At 64.9% G+C, this 12,288-nt stretch carries 21 protein-coding genes and 1 tRNA gene; 1 reads left to right on the top strand and 21 read right to left on the bottom strand.

Annotated features, from left to right (window positions below; genetic code table 11):
• Positions 1-61: 61 nt before the first annotated feature.
• The 19 genes from E0E18_RS12835 to E0E18_RS12755 form a co-directional block, all read right to left on the bottom strand.
• Complete coding sequence (locus E0E18_RS12835) at positions 62-283, bottom strand: hypothetical protein (protein WP_130841624.1); 222 nt, start codon at positions 281-283, stop codon at positions 62-64.
• Positions 280-489 carry a hypothetical protein gene (locus E0E18_RS12830; RefSeq protein ID WP_130841622.1) on the bottom strand — a complete coding sequence of 70 codons (210 nt, stop codon included), beginning with the start codon at positions 487-489 and terminating at the stop codon, positions 280-282. The genes E0E18_RS12835 and E0E18_RS12830 overlap by 4 nt, the downstream gene beginning before the upstream one ends.
• A 273-nt stretch (positions 490-762) precedes the next feature.
• Positions 763-1,377 (bottom strand): hypothetical protein, encoded by a 615-nt coding sequence (locus tag E0E18_RS12825; protein WP_130841620.1) that lies wholly within the window; start codon positions 1,375-1,377, stop codon positions 763-765.
• Positions 1,378-1,385: 8 nt separating this feature from the next.
• The gene (locus tag E0E18_RS12820) at positions 1,386-1,589 is read right to left on the bottom strand and encodes a hypothetical protein (protein WP_130841617.1); all 204 of its coding nucleotides are present in this window, start codon (positions 1,587-1,589) and stop codon (positions 1,386-1,388) included.
• Positions 1,586-1,780 (bottom strand): DUF433 domain-containing protein, encoded by a 195-nt coding sequence (locus E0E18_RS12815; protein WP_130841615.1) that lies wholly within the window; start codon positions 1,778-1,780, stop codon positions 1,586-1,588. Before E0E18_RS12815 ends, E0E18_RS12820 begins: the two co-directional genes overlap by 4 nt.
• Complete coding sequence (locus E0E18_RS14050) at positions 1,777-2,022, bottom strand: hypothetical protein (RefSeq protein WP_202616774.1); 246 nt, start codon at positions 2,020-2,022, stop codon at positions 1,777-1,779. The genes E0E18_RS12815 and E0E18_RS14050 overlap by 4 nt, the downstream gene beginning before the upstream one ends.
• Positions 2,019-3,311, bottom strand: a complete 1,293-nt coding sequence (locus tag E0E18_RS12810) for a DNA-methyltransferase (RefSeq protein WP_202616773.1) — start codon at positions 3,309-3,311, stop codon at positions 2,019-2,021. The genes E0E18_RS14050 and E0E18_RS12810 overlap by 4 nt, the downstream gene beginning before the upstream one ends.
• The gene (locus tag E0E18_RS12805; RefSeq protein ID WP_130841613.1) at positions 3,308-3,559 is read right to left on the bottom strand and encodes a hypothetical protein; all 252 of its coding nucleotides are present in this window, start codon (positions 3,557-3,559) and stop codon (positions 3,308-3,310) included. Before E0E18_RS12805 ends, E0E18_RS12810 begins: the two co-directional genes overlap by 4 nt.
• Positions 3,560-3,596: 37 nt before the next feature.
• The gene (gene ssb, locus E0E18_RS12800; RefSeq protein ID WP_130841610.1) at positions 3,597-4,085 is read right to left on the bottom strand and encodes a single-stranded DNA-binding protein; all 489 of its coding nucleotides are present in this window, start codon (positions 4,083-4,085) and stop codon (positions 3,597-3,599) included.
• 2 nt (positions 4,086-4,087) lie between these two features.
• The gene (gene mihF, locus E0E18_RS12795) at positions 4,088-4,414 is read right to left on the bottom strand and encodes an integration host factor, actinobacterial type (protein WP_130841608.1); all 327 of its coding nucleotides are present in this window, start codon (positions 4,412-4,414) and stop codon (positions 4,088-4,090) included.
• A gap of 212 nt (positions 4,415-4,626) precedes the next feature.
• Positions 4,627-4,770 (bottom strand): hypothetical protein, encoded by a 144-nt coding sequence (locus E0E18_RS13920; protein WP_161972308.1) that lies wholly within the window; start codon positions 4,768-4,770, stop codon positions 4,627-4,629.
• Positions 4,767-5,009: a hypothetical protein gene (locus tag E0E18_RS12790; RefSeq protein ID WP_130841606.1), complete on the bottom strand. Its 243-nt coding sequence runs from the start codon at positions 5,007-5,009 to the stop codon at positions 4,767-4,769. Before E0E18_RS12790 ends, E0E18_RS13920 begins: the two co-directional genes overlap by 4 nt.
• Before the next feature lie 127 nt (positions 5,010-5,136).
• Complete coding sequence (locus E0E18_RS12785; RefSeq protein WP_130841604.1) at positions 5,137-5,670, bottom strand: hypothetical protein; 534 nt, start codon at positions 5,668-5,670, stop codon at positions 5,137-5,139.
• Positions 5,667-6,584 (bottom strand): hypothetical protein, encoded by a 918-nt coding sequence (locus tag E0E18_RS12780; protein WP_130841602.1) that lies wholly within the window; start codon positions 6,582-6,584, stop codon positions 5,667-5,669. Before E0E18_RS12780 ends, E0E18_RS12785 begins: the two co-directional genes overlap by 4 nt.
• Before the next feature lie 49 nt (positions 6,585-6,633).
• A complete protein-coding gene (locus E0E18_RS12775; RefSeq protein ID WP_130841600.1) occupies positions 6,634-6,957 on the bottom strand; it encodes a hypothetical protein in 324 nt (107 codons plus the stop codon).
• Between the two features lie 9 nt (positions 6,958-6,966).
• Positions 6,967-7,356 (bottom strand): hypothetical protein, encoded by a 390-nt coding sequence (locus tag E0E18_RS12770; protein ID WP_130841598.1) that lies wholly within the window; start codon positions 7,354-7,356, stop codon positions 6,967-6,969.
• 9 nt (positions 7,357-7,365) lie between these two features.
• Complete coding sequence (locus E0E18_RS12765) at positions 7,366-8,238, bottom strand: hypothetical protein (protein ID WP_130841596.1); 873 nt, start codon at positions 8,236-8,238, stop codon at positions 7,366-7,368.
• Between the two features lie 19 nt (positions 8,239-8,257).
• The gene (locus E0E18_RS12760; RefSeq protein ID WP_130841594.1) at positions 8,258-9,208 is read right to left on the bottom strand and encodes a YqaJ viral recombinase family protein; all 951 of its coding nucleotides are present in this window, start codon (positions 9,206-9,208) and stop codon (positions 8,258-8,260) included.
• 91 nt (positions 9,209-9,299) lie between these two features.
• Positions 9,300-9,593: a helix-turn-helix domain-containing protein gene (locus tag E0E18_RS12755; protein WP_161972307.1), complete on the bottom strand. Its 294-nt coding sequence runs from the start codon at positions 9,591-9,593 to the stop codon at positions 9,300-9,302.
• Positions 9,594-9,727: 134 nt separating this feature from the next.
• Here E0E18_RS12755 and E0E18_RS12750 point away from each other — a divergent pair, with 134 nt between their 5' ends.
• Positions 9,728-10,147, top strand: a complete 420-nt coding sequence (locus tag E0E18_RS12750) for a helix-turn-helix domain-containing protein (RefSeq protein ID WP_130841590.1) — start codon at positions 9,728-9,730, stop codon at positions 10,145-10,147.
• A 181-nt stretch (positions 10,148-10,328) separates the two neighbouring features.
• Here E0E18_RS12750 and E0E18_RS12745 read toward each other — a convergent pair.
• Together E0E18_RS12745 and E0E18_RS12740 are read right to left on the bottom strand one after the other, a co-directional pair.
• Positions 10,329-10,403: transfer RNA gene (locus E0E18_RS12745), tRNA-Gly, on the bottom strand.
• Between the two features lie 90 nt (positions 10,404-10,493).
• Positions 10,494-12,254 carry a pyruvate dehydrogenase gene (locus tag E0E18_RS12740; protein ID WP_130841588.1) on the bottom strand — a complete coding sequence of 587 codons (1,761 nt, stop codon included), beginning with the start codon at positions 12,252-12,254 and terminating at the stop codon, positions 10,494-10,496.
• Positions 12,255-12,288: the final 34 nt, after the last annotated feature.

The raw sequence follows: 12,288 nt of genomic DNA, 5'->3' as shown, positions 1-12,288 counted from the left end.
GCGACAGGACGACGCCACGAACGCGGGCGGCGGACAGGTTGCGGGCGGAACATGGGGCGGGTCATGCTGTCACCTCCGTGCCGGTATGAGCGGCCCGGGCCTGGAGTTTCCGACGCCGTCGGCGCACCGCATCAAACGACCGGTGCAAGGCCAGGGCAGTGTCACAGTCGGTGATGCTGCGGTCCATGACCATGGCATCCTCCTCGGGCCACCAGGGTTGCCCGTTGCGGACCGCGTGGGGGACGGTGATCTGCTGGTTGTGGCGGAATCGTTCGGGTCTCATCGGTGGGCCGCCGATCCGAGTGTGGCGAGGTATGCGACCCCGGTTGCTGCGAGGGTGAGGAGGAGTCCGGGGAGGCCTGCGGCTTGGTGGATGGTGGTGAGGAGGATGGTGGTGATGGCGAGTGCGAGGAGGGTGGTGATGGTGGCGAGGAATGCGGATCCTGCTGGTGAGAATGCGGGTTGTTGGGTTGTGCTCGTGGTGTGCATGGGAGTGTCCTGGGGTTGTTGTTGACGCTGGCAGGCGTTCATGGGTGTGGGTCTTTCTGGGGTGGTGGGTGGTGGTGGGGGCCGGTGTGCCTCGCGGCTAGCGGCGGGGTTCTGGTTGTTGTCCGTCGTGTGCGTTGTGGGTTTTCCAGGTGGTGTGCATGGGGTGGCTTTCTGTGCTTGGGGGTTCCGGCTGCGGTTGCTGCCGTGGTGTCGATGTTAGCACAGTCCGCACACATTGCAAACACTAGTTGGGAAATAAGCGGCTACCAGCGACTAAACAGAGTCAGATGCCCTCCCGAGGAACCACCTGCCAGCCTCGAGCAGCTGCTCCGAAGTGACACCCTCAACCGAAACGGACTCCTTCTCCGCCCACGGCCACACTGCGATCGTGCTCACCCGGTCCACCACCCCTGCGCCGATGTGCAGGCAGGCGGAACCAACCGCATCTGGGTCTCGGGAACCGAGCGCGGGAGCCTGCGACACTCGACGCTCATGAGGCCACTGGTTCAGCAGCCACGCCAAGCACCGACCTGCTTCACTGTCGAGGTCCTGCGACAGGCGCACACAGTCCTCCAGGGTCGGTTCCGGGCGAAGCAAGGGGATGGTCGCAGGGTCCGCGAGCGCTTCCACGAGTGACAGCACAGTCTCTTCCCTGCTCTTCGACGATGATGTGCCGGCGCACTGCGGGATGTTCTCATGGGTGATGACCCGTGGGTCATGGTCTGCGATGAGCTCGGCCGCCGCGTGCGGGTCAGTGTTGGCAAGCTGCGCCGCTTCGTCGATGATCTTCTGGGCGTCTTGCGCGAAGCAGCCGTGCCTGCGCCAGAGTGCGGAGATGTGCCCGACGGTGATTGCGCCGGGCTGGTCGAAGAGGCTTGGCGTGGTCATGAAGTCTCCTAGTAGATGTCGAGCAGCCCACAGGTGAGTACGGCGAGAGCGGCGGGGATCCAGATGTAGAACGGGCGACTGTAGGGCCGGGGGTTCTGTATTCTGCCGGTCTTGTCGGTGAGGAACATGCACCACATGGTGGCGAGCATTCCACCCCACCAGACGGTCGCAACCGTGCCGCCGACGACGGCGATGGTGCTCATTGTGCTCACGGGTTCTCCCAATCGGCGTCGGGAGCCCCGCGGAGCTCATCCAGTGCCTCATCGGTGGCATCGGGGTACACGTCCCGGATCCACGCGTTGGGCTCACACAGGAGGGGCAGGAGCGCCCATGCGGGCAGTCGTGTGCCCTTGATGACGGGCACTCCCCCACACTTGCCGGGGGCACGCTCAAACGCGCTCATGCGGTCACCTCCGGGCCGCGGGTGGCGAGTACTTTGTGTTCGGTGATGGTCTGCGTGAGGCGGAGGGATGCGTGAGGGTGGGCTTCGCGCCAGAACGCGAGCTCCTTCCAGCCGGCGTCCTCGTGGTAGTGGGTGTGGCCCATGGGGGCCCACCCGGCCTTCTGGTTGAAGTGCGCGGCCTCGTTGTTGCCCGCGTCCCACTCCTCAACGTTGAAGGTCACGAGCTTGCCGATGGTGGTCATGCCGGCACCTCTTCCCAGAGGGGCAGGCCCTCGGTGACGGAGTGCCTGCCCAAACGCTCACCAATCAACGCGAGGTAGTCCGGGTCCTGCTCAACGCCGATAGCGTCGAATCCATTGTCTCGTGCGGCTTGCAGGGTGGTGCCGGTCCCCGCGAACGGGTCCAGGGTGGTGCCGCCCTCCGGGGTGATGAGAGTGACCAACCATTCCATGAGCGCCAGGGGCTTCACCGTGGGGTGCGCGATCTTCGTCCCGTCCTCCCGGACGATCACGGGACGTTCCTTCTTCGGTGCTTTCGCCTGGTACTTGAATACGGGGAAGAACCGGGACGCGCCGCCCGCGTCGCCATGCCCGTTACTCATAGCCTCCGGGTGCTTAAAGGCCCCCGCCATTGACCCACTGTGCCGTGGTTTAGTGCGAGTGACACTCCCAATGTCCGGGCTTTTACTCCATCCGCTCTGTTCGTCCATCTCCTTGGCGGCGTGCTCATCCAGCAACACATTCGCCGGGAAACGGCCGGAGTCGCCACCCACCCTGCAGGCGTCGATGTTCAGCCCACCAACACCATGCGCCAGAACATTCGCCGCCACCGTCCCATCCAACGGCTTCCGCGCCAGGATGATCGGCTCAATAGCGGGCTTCAAGGCAGTGCCCCAGCCATCCCACTGGCGGGCGGCGTCCGTCGCGGGGGCGAACTGCTTGCGCTCATACGTCCGCGTCTCCCCCATAATCCCGTTGTTCTTCCCGGTCAGCGTGTACGCCTCACCATCGCCGTCCTGTTCCGTCTTGCGCAGGCTTCGGGAATTGCTCTTGCCCGTGGTGAGGGTGGACTCGATCGCCTTGGGCACGTCCATAGACTTCGGGAACCCGGACCCGTACACCCACCCGAGCGTGTCACGAATCTCGAACCCGGCGAGGCGGATAGACAGGCCCATGAGGTCCTGCGTCCGCGCCCCGGCGAACACGGCCATGTGCCCGCCGGGCTTCAGCACGCGCAGGCACTCGGCCCACACGGCGGGCGGCGGGACGAATGAGTCCCAGTCCTTGCCCATGAACCCACCCCGCTTAGCGGGCACGGCTTCGGTGTCTCCGGTCACCCACGCGGCCAGAACATCGGCAACCTGCGCGGGCTTCGTGTTCGACAGGCCATACGGAGGATCGGTGACGACGCTATCAACGCTGTTGTCTGGAAGGTCACGGAGGACGGTCAGGCAATCGCCGTGACGGAGATCCACCGAGCCGGTTGGTGCCGGCTTGGGAATGGGGAATGCCAGGGTGATTTGGTCGCTCATGCTGCTCCCCAGTCGTCGTCGGGTGTGTCGAGGTATTCGTGTCTGGTGGTTTGTCGGAGTTGGACGATGCCACCGCGGGTGCGTGCCTCTACCCCGGGTGGGAATGCGGATCGTCCGGTGTTGACGCGCCAGGCGTAGTTGCGTGCGGCGGATGGGGTGCGTTGGGCGGGGTCGTCGTGCCATTCACCGTCCTTGAGGGCGGCGAGAATGTTGGCGCGGTGTTGCTGGTGTGGGGTGAGTCTGGTCATGGTTTCCTTCGGGGTCGCTGGCAGGCGGGGCGTGGGATCAGAAGGGTGGCTCCTGGGCGCCGTCGAAGCCTCCCTGGGGTGCCTGGTTCCACGCGTCCTGGGCCGGCTGGCCGTAGCCGCCCTGCGCGTTGGTGCCAGACGGGCCCGCCTGCTGGTAGCCCTGCTGCCCACCACTCCCCTGCTTCGGCGGGAGGATCACCGGGCCAATGTTCTCCACGGTGATCTCCATCTGGGATCGCTTGTTGCCCTCCTTGTCCTCCCAGTTGCGCTGGGCGACAGTGCCCTCAATCAGCACCAACTGCCCCTTATGCAGGGTGTTCGCCACAGCCTCAGCCTTCGCACGCCAGATGTTGCACGGCCAGAAACTGGGGTCACCGTCACCCCACTGGTTGGTGGTCTTGTCGAACACGCGGGGCTGGGTGCACACCCGAAAGTTCGCCACCGCAACCCCCGCCGGCGTGTACCGGAGTTCGGGGTCGGCGACGAGTCGGCCTGTGATGTGAATGGGGGTTGTGCCTTGTGCCACGGTTACTGCTCCTTGTTGGTGGGGGTGATGCGGTTGGTGAGACGCTGGACCTGCTGGTCGCCGAGGGCGCGAAGGTGCTTGCCGGGGTCAATGCCCAGTTCAACGCAGATGAGGTTGGCCCGTGCCCGCCCGTAGCGGGGCAGTGCGGCGATGAACTGGGCGACGGTGATGCCACCGGTGGTTTTGTCCGACCGATTGGCGAGCACCTGGGCGGGGTCGACGGTGCCGGCCTTAAGATCACGTTTGACCTGTGCTCGGGCGGTGCGGGTGGCGTGCGCTGCGGCGAGAGCCGCCTCACGCTGTTCTGGTGTCATGGTTGGCAGTGCCATGGTTCTCCTCGAGGTGTTGGTGGGTTTGGTGGCCGCGGGTGTCATATCCAGTCAGCACGGTTGCTTGTGGCCCGTGGCCTTGTGGCGGGGCCGGGGGTTGAACCCGGCGGCCGGGGTGTTGGAGCTGTGATCGGTTGATGACAGTGCCCGGCGTGTTCCGTTCCCGCCCGTGTGCGGCCCGTGCCCCTTCCCCAGGGCGCGGACGGTTTTCCTTAGGGTGTGAGTCGTCGGATGATGGCGACGAGTGCGGCCATGTCGGATGGGTTCAGGTCTGCGAATGGGGCTTCTGCCACGTCGAGGATGACGTTCGCGGCGTCGAGGATGGCTGCCCGATAGCCGGTGTCGTAGTCGCTCATGCTGCACTGTCCTCCGTGTAGGGTTCCCCGGTTTCCATGTCGATGCCGTCCGCGTGAACCCACTCGCCCTGCCGGTAGGACCATGCGAGGTTGTACAGGTCGAGGATGGGGGTGGGGTCTTCGGCGGGGCCGGGGATCGGGTGCGCGGGGCACAGTGGGTTGGGGATCCTGCGGCCGGGGATGTCGAGCCCGGGGTCTGGGAGTGTTTCGCACTGGCAGGTGCAGGGGATGGTTTGCACGGTTTCTCCTCGTGTGGGTGGTGGGGTGGCAGCCCCTTGGAATACGACCATAGTAGCACACAATGCGACCGTTGCAAACCTCCTCGGGTAAATGCTGGTCACACCGCACAACCATGACCCCCGCCCACTACGCGGCACCCTCAGCAGTGCCCATAGCAGCCCGCTCAGCATCCAACCTTGCCGCCTTCTCCGCAGCAGCCTCAGCCTCCCTCCGGCGCCGCAGTTCGGCGCGCAGGTTCTCCCACGCTTTCCGTCCGACGGCGTGCTTGCCCATGGCCTCCTCAATCGCCACTGGCTGTCCGTCTGACGGACTTTCGGGGGCTGTCCCCACTGGGAGTTCACCTCGGGCTTCTCGTGCCCGCAAATTGGCGTTTCTGAAGGTTTCAAGCTCAGCCGACCGACGAGGATCAGACTGCCACCCGTCGATGACCTGCCCGGCGGAGACGATGATGTCGTGCGGGGTGGGCGGCTCCGAGTGGGACACTGCCCACACGGTGACGGCTTCTCGCCACACTGCGGCGGGGTAGGTGCGGCGACTGCGGGCCAGGGCGGTCGCCCACGCCTGGGTGATGGCGGGGTCGGGTTTCCGGGCGTTGGGGTACATGCCGCGCATGTCGGCGAGGATGGTGGCGGCAATGTCGGTCCAGGTGAGCTGGCTCATGATGCGATGCTCCTGTCGGTGATGTCGACGATCTCAGCGTCGACGTAGGTGGCGGTTTCGGTCGGGGTGTTGCCCCATGGGAGGCCGAAGTAGTCGGCGGCTTCGGGGCTGGCGCCCCAGTCGGCGATGGTTTCCCGCTGTTGGGGTTGCTGGCGACTGGGGTTGACGCGATGGTCGGTCTCGGTGACGGTTTCCCACCGGCGGTCTTTGAGCCACCGGTGGGCGTCGGGGCAGAAGTCGACGGAGGACACGCCGGGGTTGGTGGCGTACGCCTCGGTGAGCGCGAGTAGCCGGTCCGGGTCGATGAGCTTCATGGCGCGTTGCCATTCGGCGTGCGCGGATTTTTTCGACCCGTTCTTGTGCTTGGGGTAGGCGGACCACCATGCGTTGAATGCCGGCGGGTAGGTCGTCCGCTTCGGCTTCGGCTGCGTCGCGTCGCTCGCCGGAACCGGAGGTTCGGGCAATGGTTTTTCTACCTGTTCCCCTGTTCCCCTGTTCCCCTGTTCCTCTGTTCCAGGCGCGGGGGTCTCGCGAGAGTGTCGCGAGTGTGTCGCGAATTCTGCGTTTTCGCTGGTGGGGAGGGGGTATCGGGGCTTGTTGGGCTTGTCGATGCGTTGGTGCTGTCCCCAGGTGGTGACGGCGATGTAGTGGCGGTTTTCGACGGCGTAGCGAGTGATGAGGCCACTGTCTGTAAGGCGTCGGAGGCCTTCTGAAATCCTCGCGAGGGTGTCGCGAGGGTGTCGCGAGAGGTCGTCGGCGAAGAGGTCTGCGGCGATGAGTGCTTCCCTGTCGAGGCCGACCCCGTTGTCGTCTACGTAGGACCACAGGCCGATGAAGAGGAGTCGGTCTGGGATGGGGAGGGCGGCGATGTCTTCGGATCGCCAGAATTCGGGTTTGATGCTGCGGATGCGCACGCGGGGTCCGTTCGTGGTTGTGCCCCCGGTGTGGGCCGGGGGCTGGTGGTTAGGCTGCTTGGGTGTTGGTGGTGGGTTGCCAGAGTCGTTGGGTGCCGGCGTTGCGTTTGGGGTGACTGCTGTTGTGGACTCGTCCGGTGGCGGTGATGAGTCCGGCACGACGGTGGGCGTTGAAGATTGCGCCCCAGGCGTTGGGGTGCGCGGGTTCCACTCCGTCGGGGATGAGGGTTCGGACGTCGTCGGCGGTGAAGGGATGGCCGCGGTGTTCCAACTCGCGCATGGCGTTCTCGGCTGCCCGGTTCCAGTCGGCGCCAGCGTTGTGCAGGACGCGCTCGAGGGGTTCGAGGTTCGGGAGGCAGGGTTGCTCGGTCATGGTGCGCTCCTAGAACGGCTGCTTGGTGGTGTCGGCGTCTGGCGGTGTGGTCTTGTGTCCGAGGGCTTCGAGCGCCTGGTGCAGGTCAAAGATTGCGGTGCTGGGGTTGTCTGCCCGGATCATGGCTTCTGCCTTGATGATCAGGTCGGCCGCCTTGGTCTTCTGCGCGACGAGGTTCTGCAAGTCACCGTCGTAGCCGTCGAGGTCGCGCTTGTAGCACGCCGCCCACTTCTCAGCTTCGTCTCGCCCACGGCAGGCCTCGGAGAGCTCGTGGTTGGCTTCTGCCAGGCGGTCAGTGATCTTGTCGATGGACCGTTCGGCGGTGGTAGCGAGGTCGCGGATGACGCCGAGGATGCGCATGTCGTCGTGCGCTCGGTAGATGTCTGGCTCGTAGGTCATGGTGTGCTCCTAGGCTGCGGTGGGTGCGGCGTCGTCGACGAGTTCGGCGTCGATGGGCTGGTCCGTTGCTGCGGACAGTTCGTGCTTGCGCTGGTCTTTGGCGGGGATGATCGCGTCACCGCAGTGGTGGTAGGCGTCGCGGTACACCTGCTGCAGGTCTTCGATGGTGTCGGTGGCGGCGATGATGGCCTGCCATTCGGCGATCTTGTCTGGGGCCGGCTGTGCGGTGGCGGGGGTTGCGCCGAGCTGTGCGGCGAGACGATCCGTGGCGGACTGGTGGGAGGGCTCATACGCCTGCGCGGGACGCGGTTCCTGTCGAGGCTCATCGACACGCTCCGCAGTCGCACGGGTGGGCGCGAAGTCCATCACCTCATCGGAGGTGTACGCGATGCCGCCCATCACCTCGTAGCAGGCTTCGCGGACGCACTCAGACACGGCGCGATTCTTGAGCATGAGCTCTTCGTTCTTCTTCCAGTGCCCCTTGCCCCACAGGCCGTGCTTCTCGGCTTTTGCCCTGTCCCACGTGACGACATGCTCGAACTCGGGGTCGTCGTGGCGGATGATGACGCACTTGGCGGTCTGGGTCTCCGGGTCGAAAGTTTCGCGGAGTCGGTGGCCGGCCTGGCGGACACGGGACCGCATGAACTTCGCGGAGAAACTGGGGCGGCCGGAGATGATGGACATCTCGGACATGGTGACGAACAGTGACTCGTTGAGGGAGTGTGCGAGGTCCATGGCGACGAGAATGTCTGCGGGGCGGCGCTGGAACGCCGGGGGGACGATGCCGGCCTGCGCGAGGCTGGCGGCGTAGTCCTTGGCGTCTGCAACATCCTTGGGGACGATGAGCTGGCTTGTCTGGTGAATGGCGATGTCGGTGCTCATGTTGTGCTCCTTCATGGGGTTAGGCTGCGGCCTGGGTGGGGGTGTCGGGGAGGTCATCGATACGGATCGTCTTCTGCGCTGGCCGGAACGAGATCGTCCCGGTCTTGGACTCCTGACGGGTGCCGATCTTCTGGCCCGCGCACACGGCTGTCTTCGCATTGCCCATGGCTTCGAGGATCCGCGCCTTCGCGGTGTCTTCTCTTGCCTTAGCGGCCTTCGACTCCTCCTTGGCGACCGCGTATTCTCTGGCAATCTCGGGTGAGATTTCCCAGACAAGGTCGGGTCGGATGTCCGGGTGCAGCTTTGCGAACTCCTTGTGCAGTCCGGCTCGTTCGGTGATCGGGGGGCACCCGTCATCGTCGGTGAGGGATTCGTAGAATTCACGGCAAGCGTCCTCGATCCGCTGGGCGAGGTGGGCGTTGTAGTCGACGTAGAACCAGTCGGTCTGGTCGACGTACGGGCCGTGTTTGACCACATAGGTGCGGGTGACGTGGAGTCCGCCGTCGTGGTGGGTCATGTGCATGGCCCAGAGCATCTGGGTTGCGTAGTGGAGCGGCACTTCTCCGGATTCGGGCTTGCCCCATTGCCCGTCGTCATGCGCGATACTCTTGGCGTCGATGAATACGGTGTGATCGTCCTCGAGTGCGACGGCGTCAGGGTTGGCGGCCGCCCACGGGAGATCTGGGCGCGTGAAGGTGGTCTCCCCGGCGGTCATGGTGAGGTCAGGTCGAAGCTCGGTGAAGAACCAGGCGAGGATCGACGCCTCCTGGTTATGGCCGCGGCGCATGGCCGGGGTGGATTCCTGCTCAGGCAGTTCTCCGCGCATTCGGTGCCAGAGTTCCGCGCCAGTGACGTACGGCGAGATGGACTTCCCGTCCTTTCCGACGAGAATGGACGCGACCTTGCTGGCGGTTATCAGCTTCTTGTGCTGCTCGCTACCTGGGGTGATGTGGTATGGTTTTTCCGGCATGGCTTCCTTGGGGTTGCTATGTGTGGGTGAGACCGTTTGCTCCGCCGCTTATGGGACTGGCAGGTCCTGGCGTTGAGTGGGCGGTCTCCTTTTATGCGGCGGTGCGGAGTGACCGGTCGTAGTCGCGGCGCTGCTCGTCGACGAACGCGGTGATGGCGGTTTCGGGGATGCGCCATTCACCACGGCCGTTCTTGGCTGCGCGGGGGCCGCGGAATTTGTAGGCGCCTTCGAATGCGCCGGCTTCGGCGTAGGCGCGGACGGTGTGGGGGTGCATGGAGAGGAGTTTTGCGACCTGGCTGGTTTTGAGCAGTTTCTCGGGCATGGTCCTGGTCCTTTCAGGGGTGGCAGGTTTGGTGTGGGGTGTCACCGTTGGTGACGTCAACAACCGTACCACGGTAGTTACATCTCGTGCAACCATTGCACACATATGGTGTTCTGAGGTGCGGGTTTGTAGGGTGCGCCGATCTGTTCTCGTGGTCGCATTCACCAGATCGGGAACTGTTTGCTAGGTTTGCTCACATGGCTAACGTCTCGTCTGATTTCGACCTCGCCCGTGCTAAGCGTGTCGGCGCGCTCATCCGCCGCTACCGTGAAGCCGCTGGTCTCACCCAAGAGGAGCTGATGAAGCGGCTTGGGATGAACTCGGACAACAGGGCGTGGATCCGCGAGATTGAGCGGGGGAAGCGGTACCGTAACGACCTCGCCCCGATCCTTAAACCGGCGCAGTATGCGGAGATTGCTGTGATCCTCGGTGTTGACGCGTCAGAGTTGCTGACCGCGGCCCGGATCGACCCATCTGAGTGGCCGGAGATGTCCGGCATCGAGGGCGCGTATGCGCCGACGATCGATGCGGGTGGTCTGACGGAGCGGCAGATCCGGGTGATTGAGGAGCTGACGGCGACGCTGCGCGATGCAAACACGAAGGCGGCCGGCGAGTAGTCGCTTCCGATACGAGAAAGCCCCCGGCCGTGTGGTCGGGGGCTTTGTCGTGGGCGGGGGTAGTGCGGTTCCTGTCGGAATCGTGCCCTGCCCGGGATGCCAGGCCGCGTTGGCGGTAGTTCTGGCGGTACCAGGCCAACCGCGCTATCCTCCGGGGAGGATGTTGTAGCAGGCCAGCTAGTGGAGGGAATGACGGGAATCGAACCCGCGTCTTCAGCTTGGAAGGCTGAGGTATTAGCCACTATACGACATTCCCCTGCGGCGCCCCGCTGTGCGGGAATCCGCCAATGACAATACACCAACACCACCCCGTCACCGCAACTCCGCAGGACAGGGCGGGTGACGGTCACAGTCCCCGGAAACCGGAAGGGCGGGGAATGTTGCGCAGGTTCGACCTGGCGAGTTCCAGCATCTTGCCGACTCCACCTTCGAGCACCGTCTTCGTCGCCGCCCTGGTGAAACCGGCGACCTGCTCCAGGGAGATCTCCGGCGGGATGGACAGGGCATTCGGATCGGTGACCACGTCGACGAGTACCGGACCGTCGTAGGCGAGGGCCTCGGTGAGCACCCTCCTGATGTCCCTGGGATCCTCGATGCGGTAGGACCTGATACCGCAGGCCTCGGCGATGGCGGCGTAGTCGACCTTCTCGTGGTCCGTACCGAAGTCCGGGAGCCCCTCGACGAGCATCTCCAGCTTCACCATGCCCAGGGTCGAGTTGTTGTACACGATCGCCTTGAGGGGCAGCTCGTGCAGTTTCACCGTCAGCAGTTCGCCCAGGAGCATCCCGAGGCCGCCGTCGCCGCACATGGCGATGACCTGACGTTTCCCGTCGGTCCCGGCGGACGCCCCGATGGCCTGTGGCAGGGCGTTGGCCATCGTTCCGTGCCGGAAGGACGCCAGCAGTCTCCTCCTGCCGTTCGGGCTGATGTAGCGGGCATTCCACACATTGCACATGCCCGTGTCCGCAGTGAACACGGCGTCCTCGTCAGCGAGCTCGTCGAGGATGTAGGTGAGGTACTCGGGGTGGATCGGAGTGTGGTGCTCGATGTTCTTCGTGTACGCGGCCACCACGTGCTCCAGGTTGGACGCCTGCTTCTTCAGCATTCTCTCGAGGAAGGAGGAGTCGGTCTTCTCCGTGATGAGCGGGAGCAGGTCGCGAATCGTCGCGGCGACATCGCCGGTGACCGGGTACTTCACTGCGGTACGTCGTCCGATGTTCCCGCCCTTGATGTCCACCTGGGCGGTCTCCGTGTGCCGTGGGAGGAACTCGGAGTACGGGAAGTCGGTGCCCAGCAGGATGAGCAGGTCGGCGTCCTCGAAGGCGTCCGAGCACGCGCCGTAGCCCAGCAGGCCCGACATGCCGACGTCGTAGGGGTTGTCGTAGTGCAGGAACTCCTTGCCACCGTAGGCGTGGCCCACCGGCGCCTTCACCTTCTCAGCGAGGGCGAACACCTCCTCACGCGCCCCCGCACAGCCCGCACCACCGAAGATGGTGACTTTCCCGGCGCGGTTCACGGCGTCCGCCAGAGCCCTGAGCTCGGAGGCCGCAGGGTGGATGACCGGCTTCTCCGCTGCGATCTCGGAGTCCAGCTGGGGAGAGTCCACGGCAGGGTCGGAGGCGATGTCCCCGGGGATGACGAGCACGGACACACCGTTGCCCGCCATCGTGGACTGGATGGCGTGGTGGAGGATCGTCGCACCCTGGGCTGCGGAGTTCACCATCTCGCAGTAGCCGGAGCACTCGCGGAACAGTGCCTCGGGGTGGGTCTCCTGGAAGTAGTGGGATCCGATGAACTGCGAGGGAATGTGACTCGCCAGTGCCAGAACCTTCGCCCCGTTGCGGTGGGAGTCGTAGAGCCCCTGGACGAGGTGGGTGTTTCCCGGGCCGCAGGAGCCGGCACACACCGACAGACGCCCGGTGACGAGAGACTCGGCGCCGGCGGCGAAGGCCGCCGCCTCCTCATTGCGGACGTGGAACCATTCGATACTGCTGCGTTTGACGGCGTCGACGATGGGGTTGAGGCTGTCACCGACGAGACCGAAGATGCGGCGGACACCCTGAGCCTCCAGTGCGTCGACGAGTTGTTCTGCGTAGGTACGTGCCATGGGCCCGACCCTAGCCGCGTTGAGGTCGGACCGC

Origin of the sequence: Corynebacterium neomassiliense (genome assembly GCF_900626215.1) — a bacterium.
GTDB classification, from domain to species: domain Bacteria; phylum Actinomycetota; class Actinomycetes; order Mycobacteriales; family Mycobacteriaceae; genus Corynebacterium; species Corynebacterium neomassiliense.
This window is presented reverse-complemented; position numbering and strand designations above follow the sequence as displayed.